Annotated in this window: 15 protein-coding genes; 7 read left to right on the top strand and 8 right to left on the bottom strand. The window is 63.8% G+C overall.

The features are described 5' to 3' along the window. The first annotated feature begins 64 nt into the window (after positions 1-64). Genes mnmG through K3178_RS10935 form a run of 4 tightly spaced genes read left to right on the top strand, consistent with a single transcriptional unit; the run spans position 65 to position 4,267 of the window. On the top strand, positions 65-1,918 hold the full coding sequence (gene mnmG, locus K3178_RS10950; RefSeq protein ID WP_221571464.1) for a tRNA uridine-5-carboxymethylaminomethyl(34) synthesis enzyme MnmG: 1,854 nt from the start codon (positions 65-67) through the stop codon (positions 1,916-1,918). Further along, positions 1,915-2,547, top strand: coding sequence for a 16S rRNA (guanine(527)-N(7))-methyltransferase RsmG (gene rsmG, locus K3178_RS10945; RefSeq protein WP_221571463.1), 633 nt, complete (start codon positions 1,915-1,917; stop codon positions 2,545-2,547). Before mnmG ends, rsmG begins: the two co-directional genes overlap by 4 nt. Next, entirely contained in the window at positions 2,544-3,332 is a 789-nt protein-coding gene (locus K3178_RS10940) for a ParA family protein (protein WP_221571462.1), read from the top strand. The genes rsmG and K3178_RS10940 overlap by 4 nt, the downstream gene beginning before the upstream one ends. After that, positions 3,329-4,267: a ParB/RepB/Spo0J family partition protein gene (locus K3178_RS10935; protein ID WP_221571461.1), complete on the top strand. Its 939-nt coding sequence runs from the start codon at positions 3,329-3,331 to the stop codon at positions 4,265-4,267. The genes K3178_RS10940 and K3178_RS10935 overlap by 4 nt, the downstream gene beginning before the upstream one ends. A gap of 3 nt (positions 4,268-4,270) precedes the next feature. Here K3178_RS10935 and K3178_RS10930 read toward each other — a convergent pair whose 3' ends face one another. Beyond that, positions 4,271-4,753, bottom strand: a complete 483-nt coding sequence (locus tag K3178_RS10930; RefSeq protein WP_221571460.1) for a GAF domain-containing protein — start codon at positions 4,751-4,753, stop codon at positions 4,271-4,273. A 76-nt stretch (positions 4,754-4,829) separates the two neighbouring features. Between K3178_RS10930 and K3178_RS10925 the strand changes: the two genes are divergently transcribed. Further along, the gene (locus K3178_RS10925; protein WP_221571459.1) at positions 4,830-6,281 is read left to right on the top strand and encodes a PQQ-dependent sugar dehydrogenase; all 1,452 of its coding nucleotides are present in this window, start codon (positions 4,830-4,832) and stop codon (positions 6,279-6,281) included. On the opposite strand, the gene K3178_RS10920 is transcribed toward K3178_RS10925, so the two are convergent. Continuing rightward, positions 6,278-8,017: an acyl-CoA dehydrogenase family protein gene (locus tag K3178_RS10920; protein WP_221571458.1), complete on the bottom strand. Its 1,740-nt coding sequence runs from the start codon at positions 8,015-8,017 to the stop codon at positions 6,278-6,280. The two genes, K3178_RS10925 and K3178_RS10920, sit on opposite strands and share 4 nt — an antisense overlap. Before the next feature lie 46 nt (positions 8,018-8,063). On the opposite strand from K3178_RS10920, the gene K3178_RS10915 reads away from it, so the two are divergent. After that, positions 8,064-8,990, top strand: coding sequence for an L-threonylcarbamoyladenylate synthase (locus K3178_RS10915; protein ID WP_221571457.1), 927 nt, complete (start codon positions 8,064-8,066; stop codon positions 8,988-8,990). On the opposite strand, the gene K3178_RS10910 is transcribed toward K3178_RS10915, so the two are convergent. From K3178_RS10910 to K3178_RS10885, 6 genes are all read right to left on the bottom strand, one after another. Further along, positions 8,987-9,316, bottom strand: a complete 330-nt coding sequence (locus K3178_RS10910; RefSeq protein WP_221571456.1) for a hypothetical protein — start codon at positions 9,314-9,316, stop codon at positions 8,987-8,989. The two genes, K3178_RS10915 and K3178_RS10910, sit on opposite strands and share 4 nt — an antisense overlap. A 56-nt stretch (positions 9,317-9,372) precedes the next feature. After that, a complete protein-coding gene (locus K3178_RS10905) occupies positions 9,373-10,176 on the bottom strand; it encodes a head GIN domain-containing protein (RefSeq protein WP_221571455.1) in 804 nt (267 codons plus the stop codon). Positions 10,177-10,315: 139 nt separating this feature from the next. After that, positions 10,316-10,849, bottom strand: a complete 534-nt coding sequence (locus K3178_RS10900) for a CarD family transcriptional regulator (protein WP_221571454.1) — start codon at positions 10,847-10,849, stop codon at positions 10,316-10,318. A gap of 287 nt (positions 10,850-11,136) precedes the next feature. Next, on the bottom strand, positions 11,137-11,475 hold the full coding sequence (gene fdxA / locus K3178_RS10895) for a ferredoxin FdxA (RefSeq protein WP_221571453.1): 339 nt from the start codon (positions 11,473-11,475) through the stop codon (positions 11,137-11,139). A 49-nt stretch (positions 11,476-11,524) separates the two neighbouring features. Continuing rightward, positions 11,525-11,782, bottom strand: coding sequence for an RNA-binding S4 domain-containing protein (locus K3178_RS10890; protein ID WP_221571452.1), 258 nt, complete (start codon positions 11,780-11,782; stop codon positions 11,525-11,527). Between the two features lie 3 nt (positions 11,783-11,785). Further along, positions 11,786-14,299, bottom strand: coding sequence for a helicase-related protein (locus K3178_RS10885; protein ID WP_221571451.1), 2,514 nt, complete (start codon positions 14,297-14,299; stop codon positions 11,786-11,788). Positions 14,300-14,496: 197 nt separating this feature from the next. Here K3178_RS10885 and K3178_RS10880 point away from each other — a divergent pair, with 197 nt between their 5' ends. Further along, the gene (locus tag K3178_RS10880) at positions 14,497-16,077 is read left to right on the top strand and encodes a peptidoglycan DD-metalloendopeptidase family protein (protein WP_221571450.1); all 1,581 of its coding nucleotides are present in this window, start codon (positions 14,497-14,499) and stop codon (positions 16,075-16,077) included. Positions 16,078-16,081 lie beyond the last annotated feature (4 nt).

The raw sequence follows: 16,081 nt of genomic DNA, 5'->3' as shown, positions 1-16,081 counted from the left end.
CTTGTAGCCGCTGAGAATCAACCTCCGCTTTGAATACCGGCGCCTTTGCGTTATCGGCGCGGCCATGCGGAATTTCGATGTCATAGTCATCGGCGGCGGACATGCCGGTGTCGAGGCGGCCTGCGCCTCGGCGCGAATGGGTGCGCAGACGGCACTCGTCAGTTTTGACCTGACGAAGATCGGGGCAATGAGCTGCAACCCTGCGATCGGCGGACTGGGAAAAGGTCATCTCGTACGCGAGGTCGATGCCCTCGACGGGGTGATCGGTCGTGCGGCAGACTCGGCGGCAATACACTACCGGATGCTCAACCGCTCCAAGGGGAGTGCGGTATGGGGACCGCGCGTCCAGGCCGACCGTGCGCTCTTTCACGCGGCTGTCCAGGCGATCGTATCAGATCAGGCCAACCTGACATTGATCGAAGGCGAGGCTGCGTCACTTCGTCTGGCGGGCGAGCGGGTGACTGGCCTGAACCTTGCCGACGGCATTGCAATTTCCTCATCGGCGGTAGTGCTCTGCACCGGCACCTTCCTGGGAGGGACTCTTTTCCGGGGCGAAGAACGTTTCGAAGGTGGGCGTATAGGCGAGAATGCCGCGAGGGCCCTGGCCGATCAGTTGCGCGAAGCCGAGCTTCCCATGGCGAGGCTCAAGACGGGGACGCCGCCGCGCCTCGACGGGAGAACCATCGACTGGGCGTCATTGGAAGAACAGCCCTCGGACCGCGAAAGCTGGACGATGTCCTCGCTCAGCACTGCCAGGACCAACCCGCAGGTCTTCTGTGCCATCACCCGCACCAACCGCGAGGCGCATGATATCATCCGCGCCAATCTCGACCGTTCGCCGCTTTTTTCGGGTGCGATTGGCGCGGCAGGACCCCGCTATTGCCCCTCTATTGAGGACAAGATCCACCGGTTCGGTGATCGCGAGGGTCACCAGATCTTCCTTGAGCCCGAGGGCCTGTCTACCCAGCTGGTCTATCCCAACGGTATCAGCACCTCGCTCCCGGTCGATGTGCAGCATGACATGCTCCGTGCGATGAAGGGTCTCGAACGCGTGGAAATGGCAGTGCCTGGCTATGCGGTGGAATACGACCACATCGATCCGCGCGCACTGCGGCCGAGCCTTGAGCTGAGGACGATCCCGGGCCTCTATTGTGCTGGCCAGATCAATGGGACGACGGGGTATGAAGAGGCAGCCGCGCAGGGGCTCGTTGCGGGGATGAATGCCGCGGCGAAGGTATTGGGCCGCGAGCCGGTCGGGCTGGACCGTTCGAATTCCTATATCGCCGTTATGGTCGACGACCTGACGCTTCAAGGTGTCAGCGAGCCTTATCGGATGCTCACGGCCCGTGCCGAGTACCGCCTGCGCCTGCGTGCCGCCAATGCCGACACGCGCCTGACAGGCCTGGGTATCGAAGCGGGTCTGGTCGGGAAGGAGCGGGCCGATTGGTTCGCCACCCGCGAAGCGCGGCGCTCGGTGATCGACAACAAGCTCGACGAGGAAGTGCATGCCAATGAGCTGGTCGAAGGCGGGATAAGCGCCAAGGCCGACCGTGGCTCGCAGCGACTGCGCGAATGGCTCAGGGGTGGCCAGATCTCGATTGACGATCTTTCGCGCATCGTGGGTGGGCTCGATCCGCAGGATGCGCTGACGGTCGAGATGGTCGAGGATACGATCTACGAGCCCTACCTCGTGCGCCAGGAAGCGGAGCTGCGAGACCTGAAGGCGGGCGAGCAATTGCGCCTGCCGCAGGATTTCCCATACGACCGCGTCCCCGGTCTCTCGAACGAAATGGTCGAGCGGCTGTCGCGCGCCCAACCAGAGACGCTTTCGGCGGCGGGCCGTGTTCCCGGCATCACTCCGGCTGCGCTAGCGGCCCTGCTGGTCCACGCTCGCCGCCTTGAAGAGCGCGCAGCATGATCCGCACGGAAGCAGCCGCCCGCGAGGCTATCGAAGCGATCGGGGGCAGGGAGGCGATCGAAAAGCTCGAGCTTCTTGCAGCGGCGCTGCGCGAGGAGAACGAGCGGCAAAACCTCGTGTCCCGCGGTTCGCTCGACGAGACTTGGGTTCGGCACTTTGCCGATTCGTCTCAGCTCCTCGCCTATGTTCCACGTGGAACACGCGGCGCGTGGTTCGATCTCGGAAGCGGAGCAGGCTTTCCCGGCCTCGTTATCGCCGTCTTCAGGCCCGAAGATCCGACCGTTCTCGTCGAATCGCGCAAGCGCCGGGTGGAGTGGCTTTCGCGAATGACCGACCGACTGGGGCTCCCAAATTGCGAAATCGAGGGAAAACGCCTCGAACTTGTCGACACTCGAAAAGCCGCGGTAATCTCGGCCCGCGCCTTTGCACCGCTGCCAAAACTGCTCAGCTTATCCTCACGCTTCTCCACAGCCGGCACGCATTGGGTGTTGCCGAAAGGGCGTTCGGCGGCGCAAGAAGTCGAAGAACTGCCGCGCAATCTGCGCAAAATGTTCCACGTGGAACAATCGCGGACAGACGATGAGGCCGGGATCGTTGTCGGCAAGGGCAAGATAGGGACGGGAAAATGATCACAATTGCCATTGCGAACCAGAAAGGCGGAGTGGGCAAGACCACGACCGCGATCAATATCGCGACGGCCATGGCGGCCTCGGGTTGGAAAACCCTCCTGATCGATATGGATCCGCAGGGTAACGCGTCGACCGGCCTTGGCATCGAAAATGCGGCGCGCGAATACACCAGCTACGACCTTCTCGTCGGCGACGCCACTTTGGCCCAGGCGGCCCAGCCAACCGATATTCCGGGTCTCGATATCGTTCCCGCCACGCAGGACCTGTCTGGTGCAGAAGTGGAGCTGGTTTCGGTCGAAGACCGCACGCACCGCCTGCAAAAGGCGCTGAACGCTCCGCAGGCCGGTTTCAGCGGTTACGACATTGCCTTCATCGATTGCCCGCCTTCGCTCGGTCTGCTGACACTCAATGCGCTCGGTGCGGCAGATACACTCATGGTGCCGCTGCAGTGCGAATTCTTTGCGCTGGAGGGGCTCAGCCAGCTGCTCCAGACCGTCGAGCGCATCCAGCAGCGCTTCAATCCCGATTTGGGCATCGTCGGTATCGCGCTGACCATGTTCGACCGCCGCAATCGCCTGACCGACCAGGTTGCGGACGATGTACGCGATTGCCTCGGCAATCTCGTGTTCGAGAACGTCATCCCGCGTAACGTGCGGCTGTCCGAGGCGCCGAGCCACGGAATGCCCGCCCTGATCTATGACCATAACTGCCCCGGCAGCCGCGCCTATATCGGACTTGCGCGCGAGCTGATCGGCCGCCTGCCCGAGAAGAGGAAAGCCGCATGAGCGCCGCCATCGATCGCAAGAAGAAACTCGGCCGCGGCCTCGGAGCGCTGATGGGCGAAATCCAGCGGGAAGAGCCGCTGGTCCGCGAAAAAGGTAACGAAAGCAACGAGATTGCGCCTGCTTCTGCCGGACCTTCGGGTGAGGGGCTGGCATCCATTCCCGTGGCTGACATCAGCCCGCTGCCCGGGCAACCGCGCACGCGCTTCGATGACGAGGCGCTCGACCAGCTTGCCGCCTCGATCGCCCAGCGCGGCGTCATTCAGCCCGTCATCGTGACGGCAAAGGGTGCGGGTTACCAGCTCGTTGCCGGTGAGCGCCGTTGGCGTGCCGCACAGCGGGCACGGCTGCACGCGATCCCGGCGATCGTCCGCGATCTCGACCAGAGAGAGATCGTCGCAATCTCGCTGATCGAGAACCTGCAGCGCGAAGACCTCAACCCGGTGGAAGAGGCGCGCGCCTATCACAAGCTTTCCGAAGACGAGGGCATGACCCAGGCGGAAATCGCCAAGCTCGTCGACAAGTCGCGCAGCCATGTAGCGAACTTCCAGCGGTTGCTCGGGCTTCCCGAGGAAGTGCTTGATATGCTTGCCGAAGGTCGCCTCTCGATGGGGCACGCCAAGCCCCTGATCGGGAACGAGGAAGCGGCAGCCATCGCGCGCAGGGCCGTGAATGACAATCTCTCGGTCCGCGAGGTCGAAAAACTTGCGCGTGGCGAAAAGCCGAAAAAGGCGCGGTCCACCGGTGCGCCGTCCGTCGCCACGAGCGAGAACGACGCCGATATCGCGGCAGTGCAGGGGCATCTCGAGGAATTTCTCGGCCTTCCGGTCCGGATCAAGACCGAAGGAGCGCCTGGAAACGGCACCGTGACGATCGGCTACCGCACGCTCGATCAGCTGGATCTCATCTGCCAGCGCCTGACCGGCGGCGATATCTGATCTTCATATCCGCTGGGAAATAATCTCGGCAAGCCGTTCAATTCCTGCGCGATCTTCACTGTCAAAGCGCGCCTTGGACGGGCTGTCGAGATCGATCACCGCCACGACGTCGCCATTGCGCAGGACGGGCACGACAAGTTCCGAATTCGTGACAGCGTCGCAGGCGATGTGGCCGGGGAAGGCGTGGACGTCTTCAACGAGCTGCGTCGCCCCATCCTGTGCCGCAACGCCGCAGACGCCCTTGCCGAGCGGGATACGGATGCAGGCGGGCCGGCCCATGAAGGGGCCGAGCACGAGTTCGCCATCGACCATGCGATAAAACCCCGCCCAGTTCATGTCGGGCAGGAAATCCCACAGGAGCGCCGCGATATTGGCCATGTTCGCCACGGCATCCGGCTCACCGGCGGTCAGCGCCTCGGCCGCATCATGGAGCTGGCGATAGGCTTCGGGCTTGGGGCAGTCGTCTGCGGGGCGAAAATCGAACATGGGAGGGCATCTAGGCGCAAGTGCGGCAATCGCAAGGGAGATTGCGGGACGGGCGGGGCTGTCCTAACGATAAGCCATGAGCATCCTCAAGAAGCTGGGCATCGCCCTCCTCGTCCTGATCGTGATCCTAGCGATCTTCGCCTACGCTGTGACCAGGGGGGATACCGCCGATGTTCCCTTTGACGAGGTGACCGGAACCGATCCCACCCTGCAAGATCCCGACGCTGAAACCTTCCCGACGGTTGCGATTGCCGATCCGGTGGGCTGGGCAGATGGAGAGAAACCCGTCGCGGCGGAAGGACTGGCCGTCCAGCGTTTCGCCGAAGGGCTCGACCACCCGCGCACGCTCTATGCGCTTCCAAATGGCGATATCCTCGTTTCGCTTACCCGTTCACCCAACCAGAAGGGCGGGGGGCTTACGGGCTGGATCGCCAACATGCTCATGACCAAGGCCGGGGCGAACGGTCCTTCAGCCAACCAGGTGGTTCTCCTCCGCGATACAGACGGTGACGGCACGGCTGAAACTAGGAGCGTTCTGGTCGACGGCCTCGATTCGCCTTCAGGCATCGCCTGGGCCGACGATACGCTCTACATCGCAAACCACGACGAGGTGCTTGCTTTCCCTTATGAACTCGGTGGTGACAGAATTACGGCAGAACCGCGCAGGGTCACAGAACTTGCCGGGGGCGGCGGCCACTGGATGCGCAATCTCGAAATCGATCCGGATGGCGAGAAACTCTATATTGCGGTCGGGTCCGACACCAACATCGGCGACAAGGGCATGGAGGCCGAGGAAGGCCGCGCGCTGATCTGGGAAGTCGACCTGGCCAGCGGCAGCCGTCGCCAGTTCGCAGGCGGGCTGCGCAATGCCAATGGCCTCGATTTCAGCCCCTGGTCGGGCGAACTCTGGACCACGGTGAACGAGCGCGACATGCTCGGCAGCGACCTCGTCCCCGATTACCTCACCAATGTGCCCGTTGGCGCGCAATACGGCTGGCCCTGGGTTTATTTCGGTGACAATTACGATCGCCGCGTCAAAGAGCCGGCGCCCGACTATATCAGCTACGTTCGTCGGCCCGAATATGCGCTCGGCCCGCATGTCGCGGCGCTGGGCTTCGTCTTCAGCAAGGAAGGCGCGGCTCTCGGAGAGAGGTTCGGCAGCGGCGCCTTCATCGCGCGCCATGGTTCGTGGAACCGCAAGCCGCCTTCTGGCTATGACGTGGTCTACGTGGCTTTCGACGGACGCGGAAACCCGCAAGGCAAACCCGTCCCGGTGCTGACCGGCTTCCTTAAGGAAAATGGCGATACGCGAGGGCGCCCGACCTGGGTGGAGTGGGCCGGTGACGGTTCGCTTCTCGTCAGCGACGACACTGCAGGCATAATCTGGCGCGTTTCATCGCCCGGCGCGACGCCGCAAAGCGCCATCGAGCGTGTGACCGGCCAGCGTCTCCCTCCCAGGCGCGAATTGCGCGGCCAGAGCGCCAGTTTCGGCGACGACGATTATGCCCGCGAAGTGACCGCTGACTAGGCGAGCAGTGCTTCAGTCGGGATATCGTAGAGCGGCTGCGCCCCTGCCGTTGCCGCGGCCTTCAGTCCGGCCGCTTCCGGCACGATCCGATCGAGGAAAAAGCGCACGCTGGCCGCTTTGGCCGTGGCGAGGGCCGGAGCGGCACCGCCTTCGACCGCGCGGAGCTGACGGACCAGCTGCCAGCTCGCTGTCGTGACAGCCAGCATGGTGCAGAAGGGCACGCTTCCCGCGAGCCGGTCGTCGAGGCTGGCCTCGGAACGCATCCACTGGGCGATCGCCTCGCAATCCTGCGCCAAGGCGACGAGGGTGGGGCGTTCGCTGCAATCGCGAGCGATGTCTCTGATCAGGCCCAGCAGCGCATCACCGTCATTGAGACCAAGCTTGCGCGTGACCAGGTCCGCCGCCTGGATACCGTTGGTACCCTCGTAAATCGGCGCGATCCGCGAATCGCGCCAGTGCTGGGCCGCGCCGGTTTCCTCGATGAAGCCCATGCCGCCGTGGACCTGCACTCCGAGGCTGGCGACCTCGATGCCGATATCGGTACCCCAAGCCTTGATAAGCGGGGTGAGCACCTCGCCGCGTGCCCTTGCGGCCTCGTCGCCCAGCACGCCACGGTCGACCTGACCGGCGGTGTAGTAGAGCAGCGCCCGTGCGCCTTCGGTCAGCGCCTTCATCCGTAGCAACATGCGGCGCACATCGGGGTGTTCGATGATCGAAACGGGCGACTTCTCGGGCGAACCGGCGCGCGCCGATTGCACACGCTCTTGCGCATAGCGAAGCGCCTGCTGCGTGGCGCGTTCGGCGATCTGCACGCCCTGGTTGCCGACATTGATGCGTGCATTGTTCATCATCGTGAACATGGCGGCGAGGCCGCGGTTCTCTGCGCCGACCAGTTCGCCGATACATTCGTCATTGTCGCCATAGCTCATCACGCAGGTAGGCGAGGCATTGATGCCGAGCTTGTGTTCGAGGCTGACGCAGCGAAGGTCGTTGTGCGCACCCAGAGAACCATCTGATTTTACGTGATACTTCGGCACGATGAAGAGCGAGATACCCCGGCTCCCATCGGGCGCATCAGGGAGACGTGCGAGGACGAGGTGGATGATGTTTTCCGCCAGTTCGTGCTCACCCCAAGTGATGTAGATTTTCTGGCCCTTGATCAGGTATTTGCCTGCGTGCTCGCCTTCGGTGACGGGCCTTGCGGTCGTGCGCAGCGCCCCGACATCCGATCCTGCCTGCGGCTCGGTCAGGTTCATCGTGCCCGACCATTTCCCGCTCACCAGGTCGGGCAGGTATTTTTGCTGCAGTTCTTTAGAGCCATGATGCTCGAGCGCCTCGATCGCGCCCACGCTCAGCATGGGCAGGAGATTGAACGCCATATTCGCCGTGCCGAGGTTCTCGAGCACGTTGCAGGCGAGCGTGAAGGGCAGGCCCTGGCCGCCAAATTCTCCAGGGGAAGCGATCGCGTTCCAGCCCTGTGCGACGTATTCGGCATAGGCACCGGCGTAGCCGTCGGGCAGGCGGACAACGCCGTTCTCCAGCTTTGCACCTTCGAGGTCGCCCACGCGGTTGAGTGGTGCGAATTCTCCTGCGGCGAACTGGCCTACGCCCTCGACGATGGCCTCGACCATATCGGGCTCGGCGGCAGCGAATTTCTCGCTCTCGGCAAGCTCCTCGATGCCGGCATTCACGCGGATGGCGAGCAGCTGGTCCTGGGTGGCGGGGGTGTAGGTCACGTCTTATCCTCTTGGCTTTGCGTTCCTGCAGATATAGCGCGCGGGCATGGGCGGCAAATACGCTACGGAAACGCTCGGAAGCGACGAGGGGGGCATTGCGCGTGCCGCCGCAATCCTGCGCGATGGCGGTCTCGTCGCAGTGCCGACCGAGACGGTCTACGGATTGGCAGCAAGGGCCGACCGCGCGGACGCGGCGGCGAGAATTTACGAAGCCAAGGGAAGGCCGAGCTTCAATCCCTTGATTGTCCATGTGGCATCGCTCGATGCGGCGCGCGAAATAGCTGTATTCGACGACACCGCCGAAACATTGGCGGTCAAATATTGGCCGGGGCCGCTGACGCTGGTCCTGCCGCGCCGCCGCGACGCCAGCCTGGCGCCGGCCGTGACGGCAGGGCTCGATACCGTGGCAATTCGCATGCCTAATCATCCAGTTATGCGCGATATTTTGCGTGAGATCGACTTTCCTCTGGCGGCTCCATCGGCTAACCGCAGCGGCTTCATCAGCCCGACGACGGCAGCCCATGTGCTGGCCTCGCTCGACGGCAGGATCGACGCCGTGATCGATGGCGGTGCGTGCAAAGCCGGGGTGGAATCGACGATCGTGGCCGTGCGCGAGGGCGGGGAGATCGAAATCTTGCGTCCCGGGCCGCTCGAAATTGCCGCCCGGCTATCGGAAGGCGGAATCGAGGCGCCTGGACAGCTCGCAAGCCATTATGCGCCGGGAAAGCCTGTACGTCTCGACGTCACTAGTGCGGACCGGGATGAGTTTATAATTGGGTTTTCGGAGGTTAAAGGCGATTGCTCGCTGTCTCCTGAAGGCGATTTGGACGAGGCGGCGTCACGCCTCTATGCCTGCCTTCACTTGGCAGCGGCATCTAAAAAGCCGCGCATCGCGGTCGCCCCGGTTCCGGAGACCGGAATCGGCAAGGCGATCAACGACCGCCTGCGCCGCGCTGCCACTCCGCCCGATTAATCCTCTTCGGGCTCGACCGGGATGGTGGGGATGATCTGCTGCATTTCGGCATAGGTCTGGCGGGCCTCGTCACAGGCGCGCCGGTTGCCCTCGTTACACTCGTCGAGTTGCTTGGCATATTCGCGCTCGAGCTTGCCGAGCCGCTCTTCGCGCTGGCGCAGTTCGCGGCCGCGCTTCTCGTCGGCTTCTGACTGGCTGGTGGTGGCGAGATCCACGCCTTTGCTGACCACCTTGACCGGCGCGGTCACGACATCGGCAACGGTGCCGAGGCAGCCGCCGAGCGACAGGGCGGCAAGGGGAAGGGCGATAAAACTAAGGCGACGCATCGGGATAAATCCTTTCGATGCGCCGCCTATAGCAGTTTTCGTGAGTATTCGGTGAATTAGGCGTCAGGCGCCTTCGGTGGTTTGGGAGCCTTGGGTGCCTTTGCGGTGCGGGCCTTTTCCGAGGTCGAACCGCCGCGGCAATTCAGCTTGCCCGAACCCATCGACTGGATCGTGCAATCGGCATTGCCGTTAACGGTTACGGTGCCGGAGCCCATGATCGTGGCATCGACGTTGCCGTCCGAATCGAACTCGGCATCACCCGAACCCGCTACGGTGACATCCGCGCGCTCGACCCTGAGCCCCGCCATCTTGCCCGATCCGGAACCGGCGATGGTCAAGTCGAGGCTGTTTGCGCTGCCCGCCGCGGAGAAATCACCCGATCCGGCGATGGTCATGTCGAAAGTGTCGGCTTCGACGCTGGCGACCTTTGCCTTGCCCGATCCGGCGATCGTCACGTCGATATTGCCGCTCATGCTGGCGGCCTCGACGCTGCCCGATCCGGCGATCACGATGGCGGTGAGGCTGGGCATGGTCACGCGAACCGTGGCCTTGCCGATGTTCTTTTCGGCATCCTTGTCGCGCATCACGCCCAGAGCGCCGTCGTCGAGCGTGAAGCGTAACGCGTCGACAGCGCGCTCGTCGCCGGACACGTCGATCGCCAGCGTTTTGCCCTCCGTGACCACGACATCGTCGGGCCCGGCAAGCACCAGCTCGGTCGGGGCCGCGCCGCCCTGGTCGAGTTCGGCCAGCGGCACGCCCTTGCCGTCGCCGATGGTGATATTGCCGTTGCATCCGGCGAGGAAGGCGCCAGCCGCCAATGCCGCCAGCGGTGCCACGCCCTTCAAGACCTTGTGAAACATATCTCGTCCTTCCTGTTCGCCTGCCATACGATTAGCGTGTTGGCGATATAATACAGCGAAGGACCATGTTCAAGGCAAAGAAAAAGGGCCGCCCCTTACGGAGCGGCCCCTTCGTCGAGTTCACTCTGTCGCCTGTCGATCAGGCGTCTTCGGTGTTCTCGTAATATTGCGGCGCATGTTCGCGCAGAACGTCGAGGATCTTTTCCAGGGCGGTCGGCTCGTCGGTCTTTTCCATCGCCGCGAGTTCACGGGCGAGGCGACTGGAGGCCGCTTCGAAGATCTGGCGCTCCGAATAGCTCTGCTCCGGCTGGTCGTCGGGGCGGAAGAGGTCGCGCGTGACTTCGGCAATCAGGACGATTTCGCCCGAGTTGATCTTGGCTTCGTATTCCTGTGCGCGGCGGCTCCACATGGTGCGCTTGACCTTGGGCTTGCCCTTGAGCGTTTCCATCGCCTCTTTCAGCTTCTTGTCGCTGGAGAGCTTGCGCATGCCGATCGATTCAACCTTGTTGACCGGAACGCGGAGCGTCATGCGCTCTTTTTCGAAACGGAGGACATAGAGATCGAGCTGCATACCGGCGATTTCCTCGCTCTGGAGCTCGATGACACGGCCAACGCCGTGCTTGGGGTAAACAACGTAATCGCCAACGTCGAAGGCGTCTGCCTTGCTCGCCATGCATCAATCCTTTCGTCAGGACCGCGAGGGGGCTGCAGCGTCACAGAAGGACCGGTCCGCGAGCCTCGGAGCGACACGCGGGCGTTTTCCTCTTGTAGCGTTGCGGGGTAGTGCGGACCTTTCAATTCTCACATCTGCACGCAGCAAAGCGGTGCAGTTGTTGCATTATATAGCACAACATGTGGAAAATTGCGAGTCGCTAATACAATCGCCCCGGCAGGGCGTTTTACGGACGGTAACTATCGAATAGGGCGGAAATCCGCGGCTGCGGCGCCGCCCGCCGCGAATCAGTCGCCTTCACCAGGCTCGGCGCTGAAGAACTTCTCGTACTTGCCCTCTTCGCCCTTGTGCTCGTCGGCATCGGCAGGCGCTTCTTTGCTCTGCGTGATGTTGGGCCATTCGGCGCTGAACTTGGTGTTCAGTTCGAGCCACTTTTCGAGATTGTCCTCGGTATCGGGCAGGATCGCCTCGGCCGGACATTCGGGTTCGCACACGCCGCAATCGATGCATTCCGACGGGTTGATGACGAGCATGTTCTCGCCCTCATAGAAGCAGTCGACCGGGCAGACCTCGACGCAGTCGGTATATTTGCATTTGATACACGCGTCGGTGACGACATAGGTCATGGGCCGAAGTTTCCCTCTCTGGCAGTGTTTGTCCCGCTGCTATGGCTATTCATGCGCCGGGGTCAAGTTCCCGATAACATTCCTGCGCTTCTCTGGGTGGTCCGCGGCGCTCGGGAAGCGATAGCACTTCGACGAGGCGCACCGTCTTGCCCAGCGGCAGCGTGAGGACATCGCCGGCTGCGATATCGCGGCTGGCGCGGATCACGCGTTCGCCATTAAGGCGGATATGGCCCTCGTCGACCAGCTTGCGGGCCGCGCTGCGGGTGCGCACGAAGCGCAGGAAGCAGAGCAGGCGGTCGATCCGCAAGCCTCAGCCTTGCTTCATCAAATCGGCAAGCCCGGCAAAGGCGCTGCCTTCGCGTGGTGCCTGGCCCCGCTGCGGCTGCTGGCGCTGCTGCTTGCGGCGCGAGGGGCGCCATTCCCAGATGTCGGGCCGCGGAGGCCCGAAAACGCCTTCTTCCAACGGATTGGCGCGCTGGACGCGGAAACCGGCCTGGCCGAGCAGGCGTTCGGCGTTCTTTTCCTCCAGGCCGATCGAAACCGGCAGGGCCAGGTTTAGCCGGAACTTGCGGCTCTTGTCGGCCTTGGTGCGTGCCTCGTGCGCGGCGCGGAAGACCTTCTCCGCCAGGTCGAGGCGGATCGCCTGCGATCCTGCATGGCGATAGCCGGCGGGCAGTTTCTTCGCGTCCGGAATAACCGGGAGCATCGCCGCCTGCAGCGGACGGCGATCGATACCAACTGAGCTGAGCAGCTGGCGCGGTGCAGGCTTGAGCAACATCGGTGCAAAGATGTCGAGCGCGCCGAAAGTGACGCCGATCTTGCGCAGGAAGGGCCGCATCTCCTTCGGAAGGTGCTCGATGCCCGCCTTCTCGCGGGTTACGAAGCCATGTCCCGCGATAAGGTTGAGCAGGAGAGCGCGGGCCTGCGAACCGGCTTCGGGATTGGCGGAGGCGATATGCATCCGGCGCAATGGCTCGAGCGGTTCGAGCTGTTTGTCGAGCCAGTTGTCGAGCGCATCCATGAGGGATTTGCGCGCTTTCTCTGGCAGGACAGCAACTTCGCGCGAAGGTTCGATCGCAGGCTTGAACTGGCCCTCGCGCGGCTGAAGCTTCGCCAGCATCTGGCCGTTCCACCTTATCGCACCCTTGGTCAGTTGGACATCGGCCATGTCCGAAGCAGCCAGCGCCTCGGCCTTTTCGCCGAGGATACGGGGCAGCGCCTTTTCGGCGGCGGCGAGCATCATCTTGCGGTCTTCATGCGTGGCGGCAGGATCGACCGAAAAGCGGAAGCCCTCGACCTTGCCCAGCGCCTCGTCCTCGACCAGCAGCGTGCCGTCTTCACCCAAGGTAATCGGGAGCATGGATGCGTCCTGTCCCAGCGATTTCATCAGTATGGCAGTCCTTCGGTTGACGAATCTTTCGGTAAGCCGCGCGTGCAGGGCATCGGACAGCTTGGCTTCGACCCCGCGTGCGCGCGCCGCCATTTCGTCGCGGGCGAGCACCCAGTCGGGGCGCTGGCAGATATAGGCCCAGCTGCGAATCGCGGCGATGCGGCCCTGCAGCGTATCGATGTCCCCGCTGGTGTTGTCGAGTTCGGAGATGCGCGCGGCGACATAGTCGGCCCCGATATACCCCTGCTGCAAATCCTGCCACAGCCGCGCGACGAAGCGGGCGTGGACGTCGGGGCCCCGCTGGCGGAAATCGGGTAGCGAGCAGGCTTCCCAGAACCGGCGCACCTGCCCGGGCCCGCGGATCGATTCCGCGAACGGTTCGTCGGCGAGGCGTTTGAGGGTAGCAAGGTCGATGGCTTCGGGGGCTAAGCGCAGGACCTCGTGTTGCGGCGGGCTTTCGAGATCGGCAATCAGCGTGCCGAGAGAATTGAACCGCGGCACGGGCTCGCGCCAGAACAGCTTGGTGATCGGCGCGAAGCGGTGCTCCTCGATTGCGTAGATTTCTTCGTCGGTGAACTCTGGCGCCGGCCCCGCCTTGCTGCCACCGCCCGCCAGCGTGCCGAAGGTGCCATCGCGCTGGTGTCGTCCTGCGCGCCCGGCAATCTGAGCCATTTCAGCGGGATGGAGTCGCCTCATGCGAACGCCATCGAACTTCGTCAGTCCGGCAAAAGCGACGTGATTGACGTCCAGATTCAGTCCCATGCCGATGGCGTCGGTTGCGACAATGTAATCGACTTCACCATTCTGGAACAATTCGACCTGACGATTGCGTGTTTCCGGTGAAAGCGCGCCCATCACCACCGCCGCCCCTCCGCGGAAGCGCCGGAGCATTTCCGCCACGGCGTAGACTTGCTCTGCGCTGAAAGCGACGATGGCGCTCCTGGGCGGCAGGCGCGACAATTTGCGCGGGCCAATATGGGTGAGCGTGGAAAAGCGCGGTCTTTCGGAGATCTCGGCTTTGGGCAGCAGTGCCCTCACCATCGGTTCGAGCGTCGCGGCGCCGAGCAGCATGGTCTCTTCGCGTCCCCGCGCATTGAGCAGGCGGTCGGTGAAAATGTGACCGCGCTCGCGGTCGGCGGCAAGCTGGGCTTCGTCGAGCGCGACGAAAGCCCGCTCGTTCGCGCTTCGCGGCATCGCCTCGACGGTGCAGCACAGGTAACGGGCGTTAGGCGGCTCGATCCGCTCTTCACCGGTGATCAGAGCGACCTCCTTGTCGCCCTTGATCGCCACTACACGGTCGTAAACTTCGCGTGCCAGAAGGCGGAGCGGGAAGCCCATCGCGCCGCTCGAATGCGCGCACAGGCGTTCGATGGCGAGGTGCGTCTTGCCGGTATTGGTGGGCCCGAGGACCGCCTTGATCGTGGCGTCTGTCACTGGTCTCTAGGTGGCAGCGCGACCCGCACGGTGCAACCGGCAGGCCGATCCTGCCCACGTTTCGCCGTTATCAGGGATCCTTTTGCCCATGGTTAAGGGGATTTTCACTTTGTTTATCCATTAAAACCGGCAATCAAGGCGAAACACCCGCGCAGCATTCTGGATAGGAGCGCGGAGCAAGTTGACGAGGGGCAGGGGTGGAGCTTTCCATCGACCGCAAAACGAAGGGTAAGAAACAGACCGTTGCCGGGCTCGGCGGCGCGCCTGCCAGCGAACCCGAACGCTCGGTAACCTTCGCCGAATTGCGTGACCGGCTTTATGCCCGCATCGAGAATCTCGACATCGCGCCGGACCTCGGGGCCGACATCGGCTCCAGGCGCTGGTTTCGCGGTATGGGTACCTTCGTCGGCCTCACCGTGGTCGCACTGGCATTCTGGCCCGATTTCGCACCGCTCGAAGCCGCCTCGCCGCTGCCAGACGATGCCTCGGTCCGCAGCGAATATCGCGCCAACACGATCATGCCGCTCGGCCTCGGGGCGGATACGGGTCGCAAGATGGGGCCGGGCGCGCTCGTCCGCCCGCTCGCCGAAGCGCCCGAACGTCCGCAGATGCAGATGCTCGCCACGCTCGGACGCGGAGACAGCCTCGAGCGTACCCTGCGCCGGGCCGGCATCGGCAATGCCGAGGCAGCCCAGGTCGAGGCGCTGATCGGCAATGCGGTCGCGCTGGACGACCTGGAGCCGGGCACGCAGATCGACATCACTCTCGGTCGCCGCCCCGCACCGGGTGAAACGCGCCCGCTCGACAGGCTGAGCTTCCGCGCCCGTTTCGATCTCGAACTCAAGGTCGAACGGCTCGACGAGGGTGGCCCGCTCAACCTCACCCGACGAATCATCCGCGTCGACGAGACCCCGCTACGGATCCGCGGCACGGTGGGCGACAGCCTCTACCGTTCGGCCCGCGCAGCCGGCGCTCCCGCAAGCGCGGTCCAGCAATATATCAAGGCGGTCGGCGGCGAAGTGAACCTCCAGCGCGAAGTGCGCGCTTCTGACAAGTTCGACATCATCGTCTCGCACCGCCGCGCCGCCACGGGCGAGCGTCAGGCGGGCCAGCTGCTTTTCGCCGGGCTCGAACGCGGTTCGCGCCGTTCGGTCCAGCTGATGCGCTGGGGCAAGGATGGCGATTTCTTCGATGCCGATGGCCAGGGCGAGGAGAAGGGCGGCCTCGTTGCCCCCGTTCCGGGTCGCAAGACCTCGAACTACGGCATGCGCCGCCACCCGGTTCTCGGCTATCGCCGCATGCACGCAGGCGTCGATTTCAAGGCAAGTTACGGGACACCGATCGTCGCCGTGACCGATGGCCGCGTGACCAGCGCCGGCCGTGCGGGGGGGTGCGGCAATGCCGTGCGCCTGCGCCACGCCAACGGGATCGACACCCGCTATTGCCACATGAGCCGTATCGCAGTGCGCCGTGGGGCCAATGTCCGGCGCGGGCAGGTCATCGGCTATGTCGGCTCGACCGGCCTGTCGACCGGGCCGCACCTTCATTACGAAATGTATCGCGGCGGGCGGGCGGTGAATCCGAGCTCGGTCAGCTTCGTCACCCGCAAGCAGCTTTCGGGCGAGGAACTCGAGCGGTTCCGCAGCGCGCTGGGCACCCTGCGCGATGTCGAGGAAGGCGCGGCGCTGGCCGACCTTACCCCGACAGCAGACGAAGCCGCGACGGAAGAGCCGGAGCGCGAAATCGACAAGCTCGACAAGCCTCGGCAGGTATCCTGAGACC

It is taken from the genome of Qipengyuania sphaerica, from assembly GCF_019711595.1.
Taxonomy (GTDB): domain Bacteria; phylum Pseudomonadota; class Alphaproteobacteria; order Sphingomonadales; family Sphingomonadaceae; genus Qipengyuania; species Qipengyuania sphaerica.
This window is presented reverse-complemented; position numbering and strand designations above follow the sequence as displayed.